The sequence below is a fragment of the Microcoleus sp. FACHB-SPT15 genome, from assembly GCF_014849525.1.
In the GTDB taxonomy this organism is placed as follows: Bacteria; Cyanobacteriota; Cyanobacteriia; order Cyanobacteriales; family Coleofasciculaceae; genus Symplocastrum; species Symplocastrum torsivum.
Genome location: NZ_JACJNU010000055.1, coordinates 50,646 through 72,634 on the forward strand (window position 1 = coordinate 50,646; position 21,989 = coordinate 72,634).

The window sequence follows — 21,989 nt, forward strand, 5'->3', positions numbered from 1 at the left end:
TAAATCAGTTTTTATTAAAATAAGTTGATGATTAAGGGGTGTCTGAGCAGGAACGGGCTGGTAAGATGGGGCTGAAACGGCGGAATTCTGCGAGGTACTGCTCCAGAATCACAAATTGGGATAGATTGAGGCTGTAGTAAATCCAGCGACCTTCCTGACGCGATCGCACTAAATCTGCTTCTTTCAAGTTTTTTAGATGAAACGAGAGCTTGGACTGTGTTACCCCCAAGTGTTCGCACAGTTCGCAAACACACAACTCTTGCGATCGCAATAACTCCAAGACTTGAATCCTGATTGGGTCAGATAGGGCATGGAAGCCAGCAACAAGACTATCGGGAGCAATGGTGGATACTTTACCCATCAACCTTTATTGAAACGACAACTTGATTCTAATACCCCTGGTTAAGATAGGAGCGTAGCCATCAATAGTACGCAGCTAAACCAATAGTGGAAACTAATTCCGAAAAAAAGAACTCACACCCACAGGAGCGTTCTGTTTTAGTTTGTCAACATACCTCTTGTACAGCCGCAGGTTCAGCCGCAGTACTGGCAGCTTTTGAAGCGGCACAAGTGGACGGTTTTACAGTTACAGGCACAGGTTGTCAGGGACAATGCAGTTCTGGCCCAACAGTACGGGTTCTTCCAGAAGAGACTTGGTACTGTCGAGTGCAACAAGCTGATGTTCCAGTGATTGTGGAGCAACATCTTAAGGGAGGTAAGCCAGTAGAAGAGAAGCTTCACCCTCGTATACATATGCGTTTTAGCTTTTGAGATTAGCTGTCTATCAGGGAGGGCATCGGCGATTTGCTGGCATTGGGATGCACCCAACTTCTGGAAGATGAGAGCAGCACAAATCTAGTCAATCCCATTAAACTTTCCTCGCTCCAAATGTTCTTGACCCCATTCACAGAGAGCTTTCAATACAGGTTCGAGACTTTTACCATAATTCGTGAACGAGTACTCAACTTTAGGAGGCACATCGGAATAGACTTTCCGATTCACAATTCCATCTTTTTCCAGTTCTCGGAGTTGTTGTATCAGCATTTTTTCAGTAATCTCAGGCATTCGTCGCTTCAATTCACTAAATCGTCTCGCTTCATCTTTCAAATGCCACAAAATTAGAATCTTCCACTTGCCGCCCAAAATTTTGAGCGTAGTTTGTACAAATATCGTCCCCTCAGTCTGCTCTTGTGACATTTGTAGTTATCTCCTGACAAGCTTACAGAAGCTTACAAAAAAGTAAGTACTTCCGAAAAAGTTAGTAGGACTGTACCTTGGTAAGCGTTCAATCATTATTGCTATCAGGAAAGAACACGATGTCATCGTTGAAAGGGAAAGTAGCGATTGTGACTGGTTCGTCGCGTGGAATTGGAAGAGCGCTCGCAGAACACTTGGGAAAGGAAGGTGCAAACGTCGTCGTGACGTATGTTGGCAACCGGGACAAAGCGCTTGAAGTCGTCGCAGCCATCAAAGCAAGTGGTTCGGATGCGATCGCAATACAGGTTGATATGAGAAATATTGCCGAAATTCGTAGCTTGTTCCAAAAAACCCTCGAACACTTTGGCAAGTTAGATATCCTCGTCAATAATGCCGCAGGGAAAAACATCTTCAAGTTAACGACCCAGATGACCGAAGAAGAGTATGACGCTATGTTTGAGATCACTAAAGGTGTCTACTTTGCACTTCAGCAGGCAGCACAGCACATAGCAGACGGAGGACGCATTGTCAGTTTATCCACCAGTGGTACAGTCATGCCAATTCCAACGGGTGGGGCATATTCAGGCTGCAAGGCAGCAATTGAACAGTTCAGTACCTGTCTGGCAAAAGAAGTGGGTGGACGCGGCATCACGGTTAACACCATTTCTCCGGGTGTAACAGAGACTGATGGGTTGGTGCTCAATCAAGAGCAAGTTAATCAACTCATTGCTCAAACCCCATTGGGACGATTGGGTAAACCAAATGATGTTGCCAGTGCTGTTGCATTGTTAGTTTCTGACGAGGCTCATTGGATTACGGGTCAGATGATACGAGCTAACGGTGGAATTGTATAGCCTGAAATGGTTGAATATCAGTGCAGTGGACGGACAATCATTCTGCCTTGTTTCAAGAACATCTCCGCCACTGACCTTCACCCTAAGACTACCGTATCTAGGTAATTAGGAAATTCGGAAATTAAACAGTATCCTTCCGACTGATGCTAGATGGAAGTATAAGATGGTATCCTCTTCGCCAGCCGTTGGGGAAAACAAGTGCAGAGACTATTACTTCGTCTAGGGATTGGAATTTTGTTCGCGTTGTTTGGGCTAATTAGCTACTGTACCAACGTTGTAGAAAATCCAGTGACTGGAGAACGGCAACGGGTACAGCTTTCTCCCCAACAGGAAGTAGTAATTGGGCGACAAGCTACTCAAAAGATGGCAGCACAGCACGGAGGTCTTTATCCTGACCAAGCTCTTCAAGCCTATATTGACCAAGTGGGAGGGCGGATTGTGCAGAACTCAGGAGCATCTGAATTACCCTATCCCTACGAATTTCATCTACTCAAAGACCCCCAAACGATCAATGCCTTTGCCCTACCAGGGGGACAGGTTTTTATTACAGCAGGTTTGCTCAGGCGCCTCAGAACAGAAGCGCAACTAGCAGGCGTACTGGGGCATGAGGTCGGGCATGTTGTAGCACGACATGGTGCTGAGCATCTCGCCAAGCAGCAACTTGGTTCGGCGTTAGTGAATGCTGTTGGAATTGCCGCGAGTGATTCGCCGGAAGGTGCGCGTCAAGCTGCACTTGTAGCCCAGGCAGTTAATCAATTGGTTAGCCTACGCTATGGACGTGAAGATGAATTAGAAAGTGACCAACTGGGTTTTCGGTTTATGACACAAGCAGGCTATAACCCGAAAGGAATTGTCGAACTGATGCAGGTGCTGGCTTCTGCTAGACAAGGTGGACAATCCCCAGAATTTTTCAGCACCCATCCTAACCCCGACAATCGAATTGAACGACTGCAGAGTTTAATTACCGAAAACTTTCCTAATGGTATTCCTGCCAATCTTGAGGAGGGACAGGAAAAATTTGCTCGAACTGTGCAGCCTCGCTTGCCTGGTTAGAGTTGATATAGCTCTTCAGCCGTCAGCTCTCAGCGGTCAGCTTTCAGCAAAATAGCTCTGGCTAAGGGTTATAGCCTCCGTTGTGCCTTAATCTATACTTCGATTGCTATACCAAGCACATTCTGCTGTGTTAAATCGATAGGCAATAGGGCAAAGAAAGGAGTGATTTATTCCTTTTCTTACTGTTGAGTTCATCCAAAGTTCAGCATTCTCCTGAACTTCTGAACTTCTGTGTTTTTCTTGTTCAACTATTCAAATCTGTGGGGCTTTCTCGCGAGTTTTCGGTAAGTTTGGCTCTCTAGATTCGGCGCGAACTGAGGCAAGCTCTTCAATTTCTGGTTCTGTCGCTTGCAGATGTTGCTCCAAAATTGCCAAGTTGCGAATGTTGGACTTGTAGTAAGCGTCAAATAAATCACCGACTAAAGGTACGGTGCCAACAGCAGCCTCTAGACCAATGTTGAAAATCATTTGTCTGAGGTCTTTGGCTGGTATACCAAAGTGGGTAGCTAGATAGATGATGTAAGCAGAAAATCCTGTACTTACTATGTCTCCAGCCCCAGGAATTAAACCAATAATAGGGTCTATTCCAATCCGAAAACGTGTCCCAGGAATACCAATAGCTGTATCCATCAAACGACTAAGTTTGCGGATGCGATTGAGTGTAGCGAGGCGTTCAGCTGTATTCATCGGGGTAGGCATGACAGGAGAGACTATTCGAGCCTTGGGTATTCTTACGTTTTATAGTGACATAGTGAACTAGACCAGGCTTATATCCTGAGACTGAATCAGCAAACTTCCTGCCTTCTTGCACTAGGTTGCCTGCGCTTTAGCCAAAACTGCTCGGTGGCTGGTAATTATCTAGAATATCTGTAAAAACTTGATTGAGTTGTCCTGCACAACAATCTGCTTGCGACAACATGCTTGTAGAAGTTAAGAAGTAGGATTTAATCGCGCTGATTAACCAGTTGTTGACATCGGGCAGACGAATGGCAATTTGCTGATGACTAACGGCTTGAACTTGAAACCAAGTCGCCATTGTTGCGGGTAACTCTGTACTGAAACGGAGTGAGAGTGTTGGGGTTGAGAGCGACTGAGCATAAGCAGGGGTCAAAAAGGGTTCGTAGAGCTTCGCTTCTGGTGTTAGCTGTTTGACGAAGGCGAGACTCACACCTCGGATGAGTTCTCGTAGTGGGTCAACTTCTTGACCAATACGCTCTTTGACGAGTGTGCTGCGGGCGAGGGCATCATTGAGATTGGCTCGGTCAGTTACACTCAAGTGTGTACCACCGATCGCACTGACAAGATACTTGGTGCCGCCTAATTGAGCAAAGGGCCGCAGTTGATGATCGAGTGATGGTGTAATCGCATCGTCTGTTCCTGTCAAGATTAAGGTTGGGACACTCACCTGCTGCAAACCCTTACTGCCAAATAAGCGTCCAGTTACAGTATTGAGCGCAATCACCTGGGCGATTCGATCATCCCGTAATTGCATTCGGTTGTTGGGCAAGTCAGCTGCAGAACACTGAAACCAATCGGCTGGTGACCGTCCGATGGGGCTACGGTTTTTACAATACCGTCGTACTTCCTCTAAGTTCAGTTCCCCTCCAGCAAGCGCGAGTGCAGTGTAGCCCCCCAAAGAGTGACCAATCATCGTGACTTGTTCAGTGTTTAATTTACGATACCACTGACCGTATTCCTGATTTCGCTCAGCGAGTTCGTCTAGGACGAAGCTGACATCCTTAGGACGGTTAACAAACTCTGAGGGAGCTAATAAATTATCAGGGACACCTCCCAGAGAAACCCCATTCAGCCAAGTGAAGTTACTACCTGGATGCTCTAGAGAGGCAACAGTAAAGCCGTGGGATGCTAAATGACGCGCTAAGTACGTTAAAAATTTGCGATCGGAACCGAACCCGTGAGAAAGAATGACCAGTGGGCCTTCACTCTTGTATGCCCAGTAGAGGTCTACAAGGATTGTACGATCGCGTAGTCGGTCTCGCAGTGACAATGTCCGCTCTTGGATATATTGTTGACCAGGGGCAGCTGGGTTAAAGGTAGGGAGGACGTTGCTTGTATCAGTGACTTCTAGTTCTTGCTTCAAGAGAGGCCCTATTGCTTGGCTTTGCCAGTAGGAGGTATTGAGTTGGAGAGCGATCGCGATCGCAGAAGAGGCATCAATTGTTACACTCTCCTCTGGATAAGCTCGTAAAAAACCTAGCACCGATAAACCATCAGCTTGCCTTGCCGCTAAATACAACGCTGCCTGCAATTGCTCAACACTGCTAGTGGGGAGTGCCAGACCAATTTGTTCGAGCAATCTTGCACCATCGGAAGAGCGAAGCAGGTCTTGGATAAATTTATCAGTCATGTTGGGGTCAATTTGCAGGTGCCGGGTCAGCAATTGCCGTACCTGTGGCGTTAGCACCATGCGGAACGGTTTGAGTTCGGGTGAGAGTTCCCCAGTCAAAGCATAGTTTTCTAAATCAGCGATCGCAACCGATTGCTCAAATGGTCCTAAGCGCAAGGTGAGGCGTTCAGCGGCCCCAGCGGGTGCGGCGAACCACCAAGACAGTGCAACAAAGATCGAAAAAAAAGCACCTTGCCGGATTGCCTTGATTTGAGGCAGCAAACCGACAAGTTTTCTGTTATGAGAATTCTGAAATGTCCTGCCACCAGACCAATTGAGCTGAAACTTCATAAGAGTGATTTGACTGCGATGTGTGTGGAGCGATTAACAATTTTGTTCAAAGCGACCCAAGTGAAGCTCTACAAGTTTCCCATGCCTGTTTCCCTCATAACATTCATTGCTAGAGTGATGCGTATTTCACCCGCTTGCCTTATAAGCAAACGTTAGTCCGTTAGATAGCTGGTGCTGGCTGTGCTTAACGACCTCTCCTCTTTAAGATATGTGGCTTACATTATCAATGTGAACATCTAACAAATCATTTTCCTCTAAACCCTTTCTGGATTGGAAGTCCCTAAAACCTACCGCCTACGCGCCTTAACCTTGATAGGGGTAATAGTCATACCCTAGAGCCGACTGAGTTGAGTTTTTATGCCTCGAATCTACTCTCACCATGAAAACCGATCCAACCAAAAATCAGCAATCTCGCTGGCTCAAATCGCTGGTTCGTCAGCGAGGGCAGTTTATCCTCGCGATTCCGGTATCTTGTCTTGTCGCCTCTGTGTCAGCCTTTGGTTGGCTACACTTCAAGACAGTAAAAGCTGAAAACAGGGTACAACACACCCAGCAAGTCCGCCTGGAAGGCAAACGCTTACTCACGGCACTGCTGGATGCAGAAACAGGAGCGCGGGGTTATGAAATTACCCAAGACCAAGAATTCCTCACAGGCTATCAAGCTGCGATCGCTTTTATTCCCAATTCCCTCGATCAACTGACTCAGTTAGTTGCTGATAATCCCTCTCAAACCCAACAAGTTCAACAAATTCGAGTCTTAGTCAATACTAGACTTACTCTCTTAGAGCGTCTTCGGGAGTTGACTAGTAAGGAATCCCCCAATACTCTAATTCGCTCACCCGACTTTGCCGCTCAGGTAATTGAAAGCAAGCGAGCGATGGATCGCACAAGAGCGCAAATTAATGAGTTTTTAGCAGAAGAGGAACGCCTACAGGTTGAACGCGACAGGCAGTTAAACCAACAGCGACAACGAACCTGGTTGATACTGGGTTTGTCAGCAGGTATTGGCATTGGGGGTTCTGTTGTTGCCGCTTACCTGTTGAACCGTCTGAACCAAAAACTAACTGAACGCGATCGCTATCTCCAAGACAGTGAAGCACGCTACCGTCAGCTAGTAGAATTATGCCCTGATGGAATCTTTATCCAAAGTCAGGGCAAGTTTGTCTTTGTCAACCCCGCTGCTATAAAACTTTATGGTGCAACTAATGCTGAAGAACTTATCGGAAAATCGGTAGTGGATTTCATCCATCCAGACGATCGAGAAATTGCCAAGGAACGCATCCGACAACTTCGAGACGACAAACATCAGGTTCCCCTCATCGAAGAAAAGTGGTTCCAGTTGGATGGAACAGTTTTCAATGCAGAAGTAACAGCTATTCCCTTCACTTATCAAAATGAACCAGCCGCTCAAGTCGTCCTGCGTGACATTACTGAGCGTAAGCTAGCAGAGAAACAACTCTATGACAGCGAAGCCAAATTTCGTGCTTTTTTGGAATCTGCTTCAGAATCAATTATTGTCACCAACGCTAAGGGCGAAGTTGTTATATTCAACGCCAAAGCAGAGGAATTATTTGGATATGACCATACTGAAGTTTTAGGTCAAACCGTTGAGTTTTTGATGCCGAAACGATTTCACCACAGTCATGTTGCATATCGCCATGGCTATCGAGAACAGCCAACCAAACGCTCAATGAGCAAAACGAGAAACTTATTTGCTCGACGCAAGAATGGAACAGAGTTTCCAATTGAAGCCGGACTGAGTCCGATTCAAACAAAAGACGGCACATTTGTAATGACGTTCATAACGGACATTACAGAGCGTAAGCAAGCAGAAGAAGAGATTAAACGACTTAATACAAGCCTGGAACATCGTGCCCGCGAAAGTGAGACACGATACCAACAAATTGTTGAACTGGCTGAGGAAGGAATTTGGGTCGTAGACAGTGAAGCCAAGACAACGTATGTTAATCAGGCAATGGCGAGGATGCTTGGCTACACTGAAGCCGAACTGCTGGGACGACAAATTTTTGACTTTATCTCCGAAGCCGATCGAGCCTTAGCGAGGCTAAATCTAGAGCGTCGAAAATCAGGTACGGGTGACAAATATGAAATTCAACTCACAACAAAAAATGGCAAAACGGTTTGGACTTATATGTCTACAAGTCCAGTATTCGATGAAAACGGGAAAATGTTATGGTCTTGTGCTTTAGTCTATGACATTACTGAACATAAACTAGCCGATGAACAACTGCGTCAAAGTAGTGAAAGAATTAGTCTTGCGAATGCGGAGTTAGCGAGAGCTACACGTCTTAAGGATGAGTTTCTCGCGAATATGAGTCACGAATTGCGAACGCCTCTCAATGCAATTCTTGGTCTTTCAGAGGCGTTACAGGAAGAAGTATATGGTTCTCTAACTGATAAGCAGCGCAAGTCAATGACAACCATTGAGAGCAGTGGTAGACATTTGCTCGAACTCATTAATGATATTCTCGACCTCTCAAAGATTGAATCTGGCAAAATGCAGCTACAGACTGCCCCAGTTGATGTTCATGACCTCTGTGAGTCCAGCTTGACGTTTGTCAAACAGCTAGCACATCAGAAACAGATTAAACTCAGTTCCAAGATTAGTGAGGGATTAGGGGAGATAGAAGTCGATGAGCGCCGCATCCGGCAGGTTTTAATTAATCTGTTGAGCAATGCTGTGAAATTTACGCCAGAAGGGGGTGAGGTTTGCCTGGAAATTGAAAGGAATTTATCAAGTGAAACGCTGCAATTTAGCGTCATAGATACCGGAATTGGGATTGCTCCCGAAAGTATTGATAAGATGTTCAAACCGTTTGTGCAGTTAGATAGCAGTCTCTCCCGTCGTTATGCAGGCACGGGTTTGGGTTTGGCGCTGGTGCGACGGATTGTTGAGTTGCATCGTGGCAGTATTGCGTTGGAGAGTGAGGTGGGTAAGGGTAGTCGCTTCACCGTTACTCTCCCCTGGAACGAGGCAACCCAGACAGTTCAAAGCGTTCAGGAACGAGAAGAGGCACTTGGAGATTTGCCGAACATTCACCAAGCTTTAATCGTTGAAGACTCAGAGACGGCAGCGAAGCAGGTAGCGCGTTACTTGGCAGAAATTGGTTCAGCTGCATTTATTTACTCTCAGGGTGAAGGTGCAGTAGATGCAGTGAAGCGATTTGACCCGGAAGTGATTATTCTGGATTTGTTGCTACCTGGCTTATCGGGCTGGGAAGTTCTGGCTCAATTAAAAGCGAATCCGGCAACGCAGGACATTCCAGTGTTGGTTGTCTCGGTGATGGATGAGCGATCGCGTGCTTTAGCCTTGGGAGCATCTGGGTATTTGGTTAAACCGATCTCCCGACAGCAGTTACAGTCGGCGTTGAGTAGAATTTTCTCTGAAGCTTCTCCTAAACATCTAGCTCATACGGCTTTAGTCGTGATGCCAGAACAGGAGCAACACTCACCCTTAATCCTACTGGCTGAGGACAATGAAGCAAATATTTCGACGTTGATGGATTACTTACAGATTCAGGAGTTTCGAGTAAGCTTGGCAAGAAATGGGATTGAAGCGGTTCAGATGGCAAAACAACAAAAACCAGATTTAATCCTGATGGATATTCAAATGCCAGAGATGGACGGTTTGGAGGCAACTCGCCAGATTCATGCGGATGCTGAACTCGCTTCTATTCCAATCATTGCCCTCACGGCACTAGCCATGCCAGGAGACAGGGAACGATGTTTGGCGGCGGGTGCAAAGGATTATCTGACGAAACCCGTTAATCTCAAAACGCTGGTGAACCTCATTACGCAATATATTAGTCACAGCTCAGGGGCATCTGGGCAATAGAGAACAGGCAACGGGTGATAAGTGAGAGGCATTGTCTTCCCACACTTATACCCTTGTCGGTTATGGCGCAATTATTTCAATTACTGATAGGCGTATGGATGTCTTCAACTTCCTAACGTCCCTATCTCAATTCTCTAGGTTTAGCTGATATGGATGAGAAGTATTCTGTACTGGTTGTAGATGATGAGCCACATGGGTTTGATGTTATCGAAGCGCATTTATATCGGGAGGGTTATGAATTACACTATGCTGCTAGTGGCATGGAAGCATTGAGTTCAATAGATTCCTTTGAGCCTGATGTCATCTTGCTGGATGTAATGATGCCCCAAATGGATGGTATTGAGGTTTGCCGCCTCATCAAATCCGACACCTACTGGAAACATATTCCCATCATCATGGTGACAGCACTAAGCTCTAAAGAGGATTTAGCGCGATCGCTTGATGCTGGGGCTGATGATTTTTTGACCAAACCCGTAAGCGGTATAGAACTACGCGCCCGTGTCCGCTCCATGTTACGCATCAAGCAGCAGTATGATGCTTTAGAAGCGACACTGCGCCTGAGAGAAGACCTCTCCAACATGATTGTCCATGACTTGAGAAACCCGCTCACAAGCATTCTCATGAGTGGCAGCTTACTAATGGATAGTGGTTTGAAAGGAAAAGATTTAGAGCGAGTTGAACTGATTCTTTCATCAGGGCGTCAACTCAATTCAATGATTAATGACTTGTTGATACTGGCAAAGATGCAATCTGGAAAGATGATTCTTAATCTTGCCGAGGTCGAACTCAGCGACCTAGCAACAAAAGCTTTGTCACAATTTTCTGGTGTAGCTGCCTCAAAAAAACTTCGACTGAGAAGCCAGCTCAAAAAGCTCGATCATCCTGTCTCTGTTGATGCCAATTTGTTATATCGTGTCCTCGATAACTTGCTATCCAATGCTATTAAATTCTCCCCACCTGATAGTACAATTACCTTAGAAGTGGACGATCCAAGTGATTTAGTCACTGATGAAACTGCATCCCATCAAGCAACTATTCGAGTCGCTGATGAAGGAATTGGCGTTAGTGAAGAACTACAGCAACGTATTTTTGATAAATACGAAGTAGGAAGCCCGATCAATAGTGTTCCTCAATTTGGTCTAGGCTTAGCCTTTTGCAAGATGGTAGTTGAAGCGCATAAAGGCAGGATATTTGTAGAAGAAAATAAGCCCAATGGGTCAATCTTTACTGTAGTTCTTTAAAATCAAGTTCTGCTTAAAAATGTATTTAAATTTCAATTATATTGAAAGTCATCTTTAGTACATCACGGTGGAAATGAGCCTACCATCTGAAAACTTGCTCAAAAGTCTAGAAATAAAGCTTTTTGACTTTTGATACCAATTCTGTATGAAGCTTCACTAAATGCAAACCCTTGTAGGGGCGCACAGCTGTGCGCCCCTACCCAAAATTCAATGCAATATCATAGGAAATTGGTATGACTTCCACCAAGCGGTACTAGTTTCTAGTTTTCGTTAAGTCAATCAAGCGCGAACACAACCGCTTCAATAGAGGTGCTTCATGGCTAATCACCAAAAGACCAAGATTATGCTGATGTGCATAGGTTGTCACGGCTTGCCAAATCAAAGCTTGCGTATTGGCATCCAACATCGCTGTCATCTCATCCGCAATTAAATATTGAGTGCGTGAGCCTAAAGAACGAGCGACGGCAATGCGCTGCAACTCACCACCACTTAGTTCATGAGGCCAGCGAGTGAGCCAGTTATTGTGGATACTGAGCGCTTTGAGTAAGTCATTCGACGGAGGAAGCCCTTCATTCAGGATTTTCCCAATCCGCCAGCGAGGATTGACAGCGAGTTCCGGATTTTGGAAAATTAGCTGCACCGCCGAGTAACCCCGATTGGGTAAAGGCTGACTATTGAGCGTCACTTTCCCTTGTGTGGGGGTAAGATAGCCTGCGAGAAGTTTCCCAAGCGTTGTCTTCCCAAAACCGCTAGGGGCACTCAAGCCAACAATTTCTCCGGGAGCCACTTCAATGTCAACGTCTTGTAAAATCCAGGGCTGACCATCGTTGTAGCGAAACGAAAGATTTTCTCCTCTTAGCATAGATGTTCCTCATCAGCATGGATACACCGAACAGGAGCGCCCCGTACTTCCCGAAATTGAGGACGTGCTTCACGGCAAGACTCAGTAACCCAAGGACAGCGTTCTGCAAACAAACAACCAGTAGGCAAAGCATCCGGGCTAGGTTGCGTACCGGGAATGGGAATAAATTCGTTTTGTGGAAGACTTCGCCATAAAGCTTGGGTGTAGGGGTGGCGTATGGTTCCATTCGGGAAATCTTTAGCTGCCGCAATTTCCACCGTCGTTCCAGCATAGAAAACAGCAACTTTATCCGCAACTTGTAGCGCAGCTTCAATGTCGTGGGTAATTAATATTACAGCTTTACCTTCATTTGCCAATCCTCGCAGGTGGTTGAGCGTTTCCTTCACGACATCAGGGTGTAAACCGGGAGTTGGTTCGTCAGCAATGATTAACTGAGCTTTTCCGACAGCCGCCGTAGAAACCAATACTCGTCGTGCCATACCTCCAGAAAGTTGGAATGGAAAGAAGCGTTTGACTACTGAGGCTAATCCATAGCGGTTGAAGGTTTGTTCAACGGCAACTTGGGTGACTTGTCCCGATAGTCCACTCAACTGTGCTGCCCGATTAACTTGTGAACCCACCCGCATTAATGGGTCAAGGTAGCCCACTGACTGAGGAATTAAGGCAATTTCCTTTCCCCGCAACGCTTCAGAACGCTCTGGGGTGAGTGGTGAGCCTTTAAATAGAATTTCACCATCGACTTGGGCATTCTTCGGCAGAATACCTAGTACCGCATGAGCGAGAAGACTCTTACCGGAACCACTCGCTCCAACAACAGCCACGACTTCACCTGAGCTTACCTCCAAATCAAGCTCGGTAATCACCGTAAGCTGTCTTTGGGTCAAGCCTTGGTCGTACATTGTGAAGGTGACGCTCAAATTTTGAACAGATAGCATTTAGGGAAGTGATGAGTATGAAACGTTATCCTTGGCTGGTTTTTGGGTCAATCAACGCCCTTATGTTTTCACCCAAAATGTCAAAGGCTTTCACAGCAATCAGTAAAGCGGCTCCCGGTAGTACTCCTAACCACCAGTAGCCAGTTGATAAGTGACGCATCGACTCAGCGAGAATAATTCCGATCGCAGGTGTATGAGGCGACAAACCAATCCCGATAAAGGTAAGGGCAGCTTCATGCAAGATTGCATGGGGAAATAGGAGAATTAACCCTACGAGTAGCTGGGGAATAACGTGGGGTAGCATGTGGTGACGGGCAACCCACAAGGGCGTATGCCCTAGTTTGTAGGAGAGTTGAACATAGTCGGAGGTGTTGACTTGCAGCACTTCAGCCCGGATAATCCTTGCCAAACTTGTCCAGTGGGTGAGGGCAACGGCGATAATTACTCCCTGAGTGCCACCACCAACAGCAAAGGCAATCATAATCAGTAAAACTAGGTGCGGCAGACTGAAGAAAACATCAATAATCCAAGTAATCACAGCATCTACCTTGCCGCCGATTGTGCCGGAAAGGATACCAAGGATGGTGCCAATCACTGCACTACAACCCGCAGCGAGTAAGCCGATACATAAACTTAAGGAAAGTCCGTGCAGAGTGCGCGTCAACATATCACGCCCCAACCAGTCAGTCCCAAAGGGGTGAGCGAAGGAAGGGGATTCGTTACGCGATCGCAACGCTGGCTCAAGTCCTGCATCCCCCAGCCATTGACTACTCAAAATTACAACCGCTAGAAACAGTACACACACGGCAATTGTCCATAACGTGCGTTGGCGACGATTCCCTCGTTTTAGAGGTCGTTTTCGTGGAATTTCAGATGCTACAGGCTGTGGGGCAGTCAAAGGCTTCATTATGCCGTTCTTCCAATGCGAATACGTGGGTCAACAATTTGGTAAGTGATATCTGCGATCGTGTTTCCGGTATAGACAAAGATGGCGCTGAAAAAAACAATGCCAATCAGCAGTGGTACATCACCGCGTAGTGCCGATTGGACGGTTGCTTGTCCTAAACCGGGGTAGGCAAACACTTGCTCGGCTAATACCGAACCACCGAACAACTCGCTGAGTGAAGCAAACTGTAAGGTAATCGCAGGTAGTGCAATATTTCGTAAACCGTGGTGCCGAATCAAGCCCCAAGTTGTTTCGCCTTGCGCCCTAGCAAACAGTGCATAATCGCTGTTGAGAACTTCAATTAATTTCTGCCGAGTATGCAGCGCGATGCTAGCTACGCCAATCAAGCTCAAGGTTAGGGCAGGTAGTAGTAAATGGTGGAGGCGCTGCCAGATTGTGACATCTTCGAGCAAAACTCCGGGAGGGGCAGCACAACAAATTGGTGTGACTCGGAGTGTAACGGAGAAGAAAATCAACAGCAACAGTGCCACCCAGAAGGTAGGACTGGAAGCTAGGGTGTAGGCATAGAAGCGAATCCCTCGGTCGAGGAGTGAGCCTTCCTTTGCCCCTGCAAGGACACCTAGAATTAGACCAAAAAGACCAGAAAGTAACCAAGCGGCTGCCATCATCTGGAGCGAAGCGTTGAAGCGATTAGCAATAACAGTGGTGACAGGTTGGTTGAAAATCATTGAGGTGCCAAGGTTGCCCTGGAGACATTGCTTTAACCAGAGGAAGAAGCGTGTTGTCATTGGCTCATTTAAGCCCCAGCGCTCGGCAATTAAGTCTCGTTGCTCTGGGCTAATTTGTAAAACATCAGCTCCAATGTAGGCCTCTACAGGGTCAATAGGTGAGAGACTAACTAAGACAAAGCTAAATACGGAAACGGCTGCCAAGAGCAGAATTAGCCGAAGCAGTTTCCGCAGGATGAATTGCGTGATGAAGGGTAGGATATCTCGATTAGCGATCGCATGAGTCATTGGTCAGTTTTCATCTATTGTTATTGGAATTCTCAATTACAAGTCCACTTCCACTGGTTGATATTGGTAGTAATTGGCCAACCGTGTCCGTGCGGTTCAATTTGGGGCTTGCCAATGTCGAGGCAGTTGCTGACGAAGTAGGTGTGATCTAAATTGACCAACCATGCCCAAGTTGCATCACCTTTTGTGGTGTAACCTTTTTGTCCATCCCATTGCGCCGCTTTCCAGAATGCGATCGCTTCCGCTTCTGTCGGTGCGCCCATTGCTAGGTCAAGGGTTGTGTCTATGGCAGGATTAGCATAATACCCTGCGTTATTAAACTCTCCTTTTGCTGATGAGCTGTGATAGAGGTTATACATCTCCGTCTGGTCATGACTACCCCAACCAAAAAGAATTACGTTGCTGTGCGCCAAGGGTTCGATCTCATCCCAACTCTTTCCCTCAACATTTGCCTGGATGCCAATGGCTTTAATCATCTCAGCGGCAGATAGCGCCAACGCTTGACGGGTACTATCACTGGCTGGATAGAGAATCGTAAACTCTGCCTTTAAGCCATTTTTTTCAACAACGCCATCCCCATTCGTGTCTTTCCATCCAGCATCCGCCAAAATTTTCTTAGCTTGCTCAGGTTGTGCGTCTTGAATATTCGCTTGTGGTTCTTCCCAAGCCAAGCCAGTCACGGGGCCATAAGCCGGAGAACCATAGCCTTCCAACACCCCGTCCACCAAGGCTTTCCGGTCGATTGCGAAGTTAACGGCTTGACGAATCGCTAAGTCGGCTGTGACATCATTGCCAACTGGATTGCCTTTGGGAGTCTTTTTCCCCTCCTTAGCTGGGATGTAAGGAAACATCAAGCCGCGATTATCAACACTCTTAACGTCGTACAACTTCATCCCATCAATTTTCTGGACAGCTAAAGACTGAGGCACAGCAGCTACTTGTGCTTGTCCTGCCTTAGCGGCGGCAAAGGCAGCGTCTTCTTCCGTAAACAGGAACACCAGGCGCTTGAACTGCGGTTTTTCACCGTAGTAGTCAGGGTTAGCTTCAACGATTAGCTGTTGCCCCTCGTCCCACTGCACAAACTTGTAAGGGCCAGAACCCATAGGCTTACGTGCATAATTTTTGTCATGGGCGTGTTTGGGGACAATTCCTAGGGTAATGAGGCGGTTGACAAACGTACTCTGTGGCTTTTTCAGACGTAATTCAACCTCGTAATTCCCTGTAGCTACGGCTTGATCGAGTACGGTTACATCAGTCAACCCGGCACTTTTCGCCGCTTGGTTGAAGGTGTAGGCGACATCCTCTGCTGTAACTGGCTTACCGTCAGTAAACTTAGCATCCTCACGAATTTTTACCGTCCAGACTTTTTTGTCTGCACTGACGCTATAGCTTTGGGCTAAATCGTTGACAATCTGAAGATTTTCGTCGCGGCGGAGTAGCGTACTCTGGAACAAAGGAGAGCCATAGCGTCCCCAACCGAGAGTCGGGTCATAGCCCTCGTCCGCCTCTCCACCAATTGCTAAGACAATTTGCTCTTTAGAACCAGAACCCGTTGGTGTTGATTGATTTGATTGATTAGCCTGTGGGGGAGACCCAGATGGACCACAAGCCGCTAGTAGCTGTGCAAGTAGTAAGAACCCTAATGACCAACGCGGCATAAACACGCTTATGACTTCCTTCGTAGAGCGATCGCTTCAACGTTTTAGTAAAGCGATAAACAGAATCAGATTCAATGCCCTGTAGGGGCATCAAAAGGGATTCAACTGCTCCTAATGCACGAAGAGTCTTTGTTTTCGGGAATTGGGTGACGCTGGCATCCGGAGGTTCCCTCCGGATGAGGAAGCGCACCCGCAGGGAATGGGAAATAGGCAAGAAACTTAGATGTACTTCACTCTCAACGAGAATTGCTATAAGTTGATTTTCAATTATTTCACAATGGCATCTGTATCGGTAAAATATGGCATGGCTGAAGACTGTTTGGGCCAGCTTTTATAAATGAACATAAACAGCCAAGGAGCTGCTAAAGCTACATAGATAATGCCAACCCACCAATACCTCTGAAGTTGCGTCAAAGTATCAACAGTTTCAGTTGTGCTAGAACTCCTTGAGGCTAATTCCAACCCGATTGCTGCAAGATTGTTTAGCGAATGGCAAATAATCGGGACGATGAGTGTGCGAGTCTTGATGTAAAGTAGCGCCATCATTAACCCAAAAACAAATAGTCCAACAATATTCGCGTGTAGAAGTCCAAATAAAATTGACGAAATAATCAGTGCGGGTGTGATTCCCCATTTTGTTGTCCAGCGATGCAACAAGATTCCTCGAAAGAGAAATTCTTCAGTTACAGGAGCTACAACAAGAAATGTAAAAACCATCAGTAAGTTGTACAGTACAGGTGAAAAAGTTTCCGATCCAGAGTAGAACGTTTTTTGATTGAGGAGTGACTCGACTAAGCTGGGATTAAGCAATGACAAGGCGTAATAAAAAAGTTGTCCTGAACCCAATGAAAAGAGCAAGATGGCAATGACAATCCCAAGGGTAGGTAGCCAGGGGTAGCGATTTGGGAATTGACCGATCAGCCGCTTGAGGTCGAGTTTCAAGTACCGTAATCGTTTTATTGCCCAAGCCGATAGCAAAATAAATGTCAGATTGTAGATTAATGGAACAAAGATTGGATCTTTAGGATTAAAGCTGCTAAAGCCAGCAAACAGACCCAAGACAAAGCCAATTGCTAAAGAAATTAACAAACAACTAATGATGAGGCTGCGAGCCTTGAATTTTAAAAATGGGTTCTCAGGGTTCGTTTTAGGATCAGTGTTCATCAGTTGTTGAGTGGCAATTACTTTGTAGGAGAATAGATTTTCATGAACTCATTACACAACTCAGGTGGAGTCAAAAGGGACATGAAAATTAACAATCCATCCCTGCCGTTACGTGTAATTGTCATTATCTGTTTTATCTTGCTTTGGCTGTTGCTCACTGGCTTTGGTGCGCTACAACCTAATGCCCTTGCGGAATCGGGAACAGTATATCAGGAGCGATCGCGTCACAGTTCTGATGGCATTGGCAAATTCTACATGGGCAGAGAAATCGCTAAGGTAATGGGACATACAGAAGCGCTTTGGCTAGAACGCCCCAGTCGGGAGGTGACTGAACAGCCGCAACAAGTCGTGGAGGCGCTTGACTTAAAACCAACCCATGTTGTTGCTGATATTGGCGCGGGTACTGGCTACTTCAGCTTTCGCATGAGTCCCTTGGTACCAGAGGGGAAGGTTCTGGCGGTGGATATTCAGCCGGAGATGATTGATATCCTTAACTTCCTGAAACAGGAAAACAACATTACTAATGTTGAGCCTATTTTAGCCAGTGCCACCGACCCTAATCTACCAGATGAGAGTGTTGACTTAGCGTTGATGGTGGATGCCTACCATGAGTTTGAGTATCCGAAAGAAGTCATGGAAGGAGTTGTGAAGTCGCTTAAACCCGGCGGACGTGTGGTTCTCGTTGAGTATCGCCGTGAAAATCCCCTTATCCTCATCAAAGCGCTCCACAAGATGACGCAGAAGCAAGTGCGTAAAGAAATGCAGACGGTAGGGTTGCAATGGTTAGAAACTAAACACTTTCTACCGCAGCAGCATTTGATGGTGTTTGAGAAGCCAAAGGAACAACAAATAGCAGCAAGACAAGAGGTGTAAAGCCGTCATGAATGCAATTCGGCTAGCCAACGAGGGCGATGCCCAACAATGTTTGTCAATTTATGCTCCAATTGTGCGCGAAACGGTGATTTCCTTTGAACTAACACCACCCATTGAAGAGGAATTTCGACAGCGTATCCTCAGTAATCTAGAACAGATGCCTTGGCTAGTTTGTGAAATTGACGGGGAAGTCTGGGGTTATGCCTATGCGAGTAAACATCGCCAACGTGCTGCTTATCAATGGTCTGTTGAGTCATCGGTCTATGTCAATGCCGCCTACAGAAGGAAAAGGGCGGGCAAAGCCTTATATACATCCCTGATGAAGCTGCTGCAACTGCAAGGTTTCTACAACGTCTATGCAGGAGTTACCTTACCAAACCCAGCAAGCGTTGCACTACATGAGGCTGTTGGTTTTGTGCCAGTGGGTGTCTACCGTTTGACTGGCTATAAATTTGGAACTTGGCATGATGTGGGTTGGTGGCAACTCTCGCTACAACGCGATCGCACTTCGCCTGTGCAGCCACCCTTGCTACTAAACGAGGTTCAAAATTCAGCGCACTGGCAGAAGGCGTTAAGCAGTGGACTCTCTCTACTGCAAGTTTGAGTACGTCTTACGGTGTTATTAGGGAAAAGGTTAAAGGGGAAGGGAAAAGGGAACTTTACTACCTTTCCCTTTTTCCTCCAACTTCCGAAAGCTATAGTGCATACTGACAGAATAAACAGATTAGGTGGCAATTGAACGAACCTATCAGGATGCCAATTTTCCTTGCTACCAACAAGCGCCTTAGAACAATACAACATTAATCGAAACCCTCAAATCTGGGTTGGAGGGAAAGAATGGTTAAACCAACAATTATCTGTGTGGATGATGAAAGAGTTGTACTCGTTAGTCTTAGAGATCAACTCATTCAACACTTGGGTAATGATTATGAAATTGAACTGGCAGAAAGTAGTCAGGAAGCCCTAGAGATTTGTGCCGAATTAAAAGAAGAGGAAATTGAAATTCCGCTGATTATCTCTGACCAAATCATGCCAGGGATGAAAGGAGATGAACTCTTGATACAGATTCATACTCACTATCCCAAAACGTTGAAGATACTATTGACTGGACAAACCAGTGTCGAAGCGGTAGCTAATGCCGTCAATTTTGCTAACCTCTATCGTTACATTGCTAAGCCGTGGGACTCTACCGACCTCAATTTGACGGTTACAGAAGCTTTGCGCTGCTATGCTCAGAGGCAACAATTAGCACAAGCTAATGAAACCCTTAAAAAAATCAATACTGAACTTGAACAATTAAACACAGCCCTAGAACAAAAAGTTGCTGAACGCACTGCTGAATTAGCACAAGCTGAGGCAGAAATGCGGGGTATCTTTGCTGCAATGACAGAATTAATCTTCGTTTTTGATGCCCAAGGACGACATCTAAAAATTGCTTCTAGTAATCCAGCAATTCTCTACAAACCTGCTGATACTAGAATCGGTAAAACCTTGCACGAAGTATTTGAAAAAGAGCAAGCCGATATCTTTCTGGGGTATATCCAACAAGCACTAAACACTCGGCAAACTATAAACGTTGAGTACAGCCTGATCATTGAAGGGAAAGAAGTATGGTCTAGTGCTAGTATTTCACCCATTGAGGATAATGCCGTAATTTGGGTAGCGCGTGACACTACCGATCGCTATTTACTTGAGGAAAAACTACGCCAGTCTGAAGAGAAAATCCGCGCCATCTTTGAAGCGATGACTGATGTTGTACTCGTGGTTGATGAGCAAGGCGCAATCGAAGTTGCTCCAACTAACCCAAGCCGCTTGTACAATGCTGACACTGACTTAATCAGCCTCACTATTGAACAATTTTTTCTTCCAGAAACAAGCGAGACGTGGTTTAGCAAAGTTCGGCAAGCGATTGAGACACAACAGATTGTCAACTTTGACTACAGGCTACCCCTAGCAGACGAGCAGTTGTGGTTCTCTGCCAGCATCTCACCTATGCCGCACGATTCCGCAATCTGGGTAGCACGAAACATTAGCACTCGTAAGCTTGCCGAAGCGGCATTACAAGAAGCAAAAGAAGCCGCCGAAGCTGCCAACCGAGCAAAAAGCACTTTTCTTGCAAATATGAGCCATGAACTTCGCTCCCCCCTCAACGCAATTCTTGGCTTTTCACAACTCTTAACTCGCAGCCACAGCCTGAATCCTGAACAACAGGAAAATGTCAGCATCATTAACCGCAGTGGCGAACACCTGCTTACCCTAATCAACAATGTTCTAGATTTGTCCAAAATTGAAGCCGGACGAATTACCCTCAACGAAAGTAACTTTGACTTATATCAATTACTGGATGACTTGGAAGATATGTTTCAAGTCAAAGCGGATGCACAAGATTTACAGTTGGTTGTTGAGTGCAATGCCAATGTTCCCCAATACATTCGCACTGATCAAGTCAAACTACGACAAGTTTTGATTAACTTACTCAATAATGCTCTCAAGTTTACGCAAGAAGGCGCAGTGTGGGTAAGGGTGGGAATGGGAAATTGGGAATTGGGAATTGGGGAATCGGGAATCGGGAATGGACAAGAGAAGTCTTCAACCCCGTACTCCCTACTTTTCGAGGTTGAAGATACGGGAATAGGCATTGCTCCAGAGGAATTAGAGAGTATTTTTGAAGCCTTTGTGCAAAGCCAAGCTGGGATAGAGTCCCAAGAGGGTACTGGCTTAGGGTTATCAATTGCTCGGCAATTTGTTCAATTGATGGGGGGAGAGATTCAGACTAGGAGTGAACTGGGACGCGGTACAACCTTCAAATTTGACATCAAAATCAGCATAGTCACGGCTACAGATATTATTGAAGACAAACAACCAACACGCCGTGTTGTTGCCTTAGCACCTAACCAACAGAGTTACCGTATCCTGATTGTTGATGACAAATGGAGCAATCGCCAACTGTTGCTGAGATTGCTCAATCCCCTTGGTTTTGAAACAAAAGAAGCGAGTAATGGCAAAGAAGCGATCGCAATTTGGGAACGCTTTGAACCGCATCTGATTTGGATGGATATGCGGATGCCTGTGATGGATGGCTATGAAGCGACAAAACATATTAAAGCCCATTTAAAAGGTCAGGCGACAGCAATTATTGCCCTAACAGCCAGTATCTTAGAAGAAGAACGCGCTGTTATTTTATCCGCAGGCTGTGACGATTTTGTCCGCAAGCCTTTTCGCGAAGCTGTCATCTTTGACAAAATGGCTCAATACTTAGGTGTGAGCTATGTTTATGAAGAATTATCATCTCCCTTGCAAGAAATAAAGACTGGTGCATCATTGCCGGAATCTCTCACTACAATGCCAACGGAATGGGTCAGCAAACTTTATCAAGCCGCTGATTTGATTGATAATGAACAGATTTTTCAACTTCTTGAACAAATTCCCTCAAATCATACTTTTTTACGCGAAACTCTAATCGATTGGGTTAATAGCTTTCGTTGCGACCAAATTATTCAGTTAATTGAAGATACTAACAATAAAGCCGTAGAGGATGTCTGAGAAGTGTCAAAAGTTGATTTAGATCCCCCCCAGCCCTCCTTTTTAAGAGGGGAGATCTTCTCAAAGTCCCCCTTAAAAAGGGGGATTTAGGGGGAGCGCTACCGTTTAAGCGTTTCGATTATGACTTTTCAG

18 protein-coding genes are annotated in these 21,989 nt (G+C 46.0%); 8 read left to right on the top strand and 10 right to left on the bottom strand.

Features of this window, described 5'->3' with window-relative positions:
- Window positions 1–31: 31 nt before the first annotated feature.
- Window positions 32–361 carry a helix-turn-helix transcriptional regulator gene (locus tag H6F98_RS21780; RefSeq protein WP_192220811.1) on the bottom strand — a complete coding sequence of 110 codons (330 nt, stop codon included), beginning with the start codon at window positions 359–361 and terminating at the stop codon, window positions 32–34.
- 83 nt (window positions 362–444) lie between these two features.
- On the opposite strand from H6F98_RS21780, the gene H6F98_RS21785 reads away from it, so the two are divergent.
- Window positions 445–771, top strand: a complete 327-nt coding sequence (locus tag H6F98_RS21785) for a ferredoxin (protein ID WP_192220912.1) — start codon at window positions 445–447, stop codon at window positions 769–771.
- Window positions 772–855: 84 nt separating this feature from the next.
- Here H6F98_RS21785 and H6F98_RS21790 read toward each other — a convergent pair whose 3' ends face one another.
- Complete coding sequence (locus tag H6F98_RS21790) at window positions 856–1,197, bottom strand: helix-turn-helix domain-containing protein (protein ID WP_192220812.1); 342 nt, start codon at window positions 1,195–1,197, stop codon at window positions 856–858.
- 119 nt (window positions 1,198–1,316) lie between these two features.
- Here H6F98_RS21790 and H6F98_RS21795 point away from each other — a divergent pair, with 119 nt between their 5' ends.
- Together H6F98_RS21795 and H6F98_RS21800 are read left to right on the top strand one after the other, a co-directional pair.
- Window positions 1,317–2,051 (top strand): SDR family oxidoreductase, encoded by a 735-nt coding sequence (locus H6F98_RS21795; RefSeq protein ID WP_192220813.1) that lies wholly within the window; start codon window positions 1,317–1,319, stop codon window positions 2,049–2,051.
- Window positions 2,052–2,249: 198 nt separating this feature from the next.
- On the top strand, window positions 2,250–3,104 hold the full coding sequence (locus H6F98_RS21800) for a M48 family metalloprotease (protein ID WP_192220814.1): 855 nt from the start codon (window positions 2,250–2,252) through the stop codon (window positions 3,102–3,104).
- 252 nt (window positions 3,105–3,356) lie between these two features.
- On the opposite strand, the gene H6F98_RS21805 is transcribed toward H6F98_RS21800, so the two are convergent.
- On the bottom strand, window positions 3,357–3,791 hold the full coding sequence (locus H6F98_RS21805; RefSeq protein ID WP_192220815.1) for a DUF4112 domain-containing protein: 435 nt from the start codon (window positions 3,789–3,791) through the stop codon (window positions 3,357–3,359).
- A gap of 139 nt (window positions 3,792–3,930) precedes the next feature.
- Window positions 3,931–5,802, bottom strand: a complete 1,872-nt coding sequence (locus tag H6F98_RS21810; RefSeq protein ID WP_192220816.1) for an alpha/beta hydrolase — start codon at window positions 5,800–5,802, stop codon at window positions 3,931–3,933.
- A 379-nt stretch (window positions 5,803–6,181) separates the two neighbouring features.
- Here H6F98_RS21810 and H6F98_RS21815 point away from each other — a divergent pair, with 379 nt between their 5' ends.
- Entirely contained in the window at window positions 6,182–9,658 is a 3,477-nt protein-coding gene (locus H6F98_RS21815; protein ID WP_192220817.1) for a PAS domain S-box protein, read from the top strand.
- 149 nt (window positions 9,659–9,807) lie between these two features.
- Window positions 9,808–10,899 carry a hybrid sensor histidine kinase/response regulator gene (locus H6F98_RS21820; RefSeq protein WP_192220818.1) on the top strand — a complete coding sequence of 364 codons (1,092 nt, stop codon included), beginning with the start codon at window positions 9,808–9,810 and terminating at the stop codon, window positions 10,897–10,899.
- A 253-nt stretch (window positions 10,900–11,152) separates the two neighbouring features.
- Here the strand turns inward: H6F98_RS21820 and H6F98_RS21825 are convergent, their stop codons facing one another.
- The 6 genes from H6F98_RS21825 to H6F98_RS21850 all read right to left on the bottom strand — a co-directional run bounded on the left by H6F98_RS21825 (window position 11,153) and on the right by H6F98_RS21850 (window position 17,366).
- Window positions 11,153–11,761, bottom strand: coding sequence for an ABC transporter ATP-binding protein (locus tag H6F98_RS21825; RefSeq protein WP_192220819.1), 609 nt, complete (start codon window positions 11,759–11,761; stop codon window positions 11,153–11,155).
- Window positions 11,755–12,696 carry an ABC transporter ATP-binding protein gene (locus tag H6F98_RS21830; RefSeq protein ID WP_192220820.1) on the bottom strand — a complete coding sequence of 314 codons (942 nt, stop codon included), beginning with the start codon at window positions 12,694–12,696 and terminating at the stop codon, window positions 11,755–11,757. Before H6F98_RS21830 ends, H6F98_RS21825 begins: the two co-directional genes overlap by 7 nt.
- A gap of 25 nt (window positions 12,697–12,721) precedes the next feature.
- A complete protein-coding gene (locus H6F98_RS21835) occupies window positions 12,722–13,603 on the bottom strand; it encodes an ABC transporter permease (protein WP_192220821.1) in 882 nt (293 codons plus the stop codon).
- Entirely contained in the window at window positions 13,603–14,619 is a 1,017-nt protein-coding gene (locus H6F98_RS21840; protein WP_192220822.1) for an ABC transporter permease, read from the bottom strand. The genes H6F98_RS21835 and H6F98_RS21840 overlap by 1 nt, the downstream gene beginning before the upstream one ends.
- Before the next feature lie 32 nt (window positions 14,620–14,651).
- Window positions 14,652–16,277, bottom strand: a complete 1,626-nt coding sequence (locus tag H6F98_RS21845; RefSeq protein WP_192220823.1) for an ABC transporter substrate-binding protein — start codon at window positions 16,275–16,277, stop codon at window positions 14,652–14,654.
- 267 nt (window positions 16,278–16,544) lie between these two features.
- Window positions 16,545–17,366, bottom strand: coding sequence for a CPBP family intramembrane glutamic endopeptidase (locus H6F98_RS21850; RefSeq protein ID WP_206759666.1), 822 nt, complete (start codon window positions 17,364–17,366; stop codon window positions 16,545–16,547).
- Between the two features lie 156 nt (window positions 17,367–17,522).
- Between H6F98_RS21850 and H6F98_RS21855 the strand changes: the two genes are divergently transcribed.
- From H6F98_RS21855 to H6F98_RS21865, 3 genes are all read left to right on the top strand, one after another.
- Complete coding sequence (locus tag H6F98_RS21855) at window positions 17,523–18,314, top strand: class I SAM-dependent methyltransferase (RefSeq protein ID WP_192220825.1); 792 nt, start codon at window positions 17,523–17,525, stop codon at window positions 18,312–18,314.
- A gap of 7 nt (window positions 18,315–18,321) precedes the next feature.
- Window positions 18,322–18,918, top strand: coding sequence for an arsinothricin resistance N-acetyltransferase ArsN1 family B (locus tag H6F98_RS21860; RefSeq protein WP_192220826.1), 597 nt, complete (start codon window positions 18,322–18,324; stop codon window positions 18,916–18,918).
- 233 nt (window positions 18,919–19,151) lie between these two features.
- Entirely contained in the window at window positions 19,152–21,857 is a 2,706-nt protein-coding gene (locus tag H6F98_RS21865) for a response regulator (protein WP_192220827.1), read from the top strand.
- Window positions 21,858–21,989 lie beyond the last annotated feature (132 nt).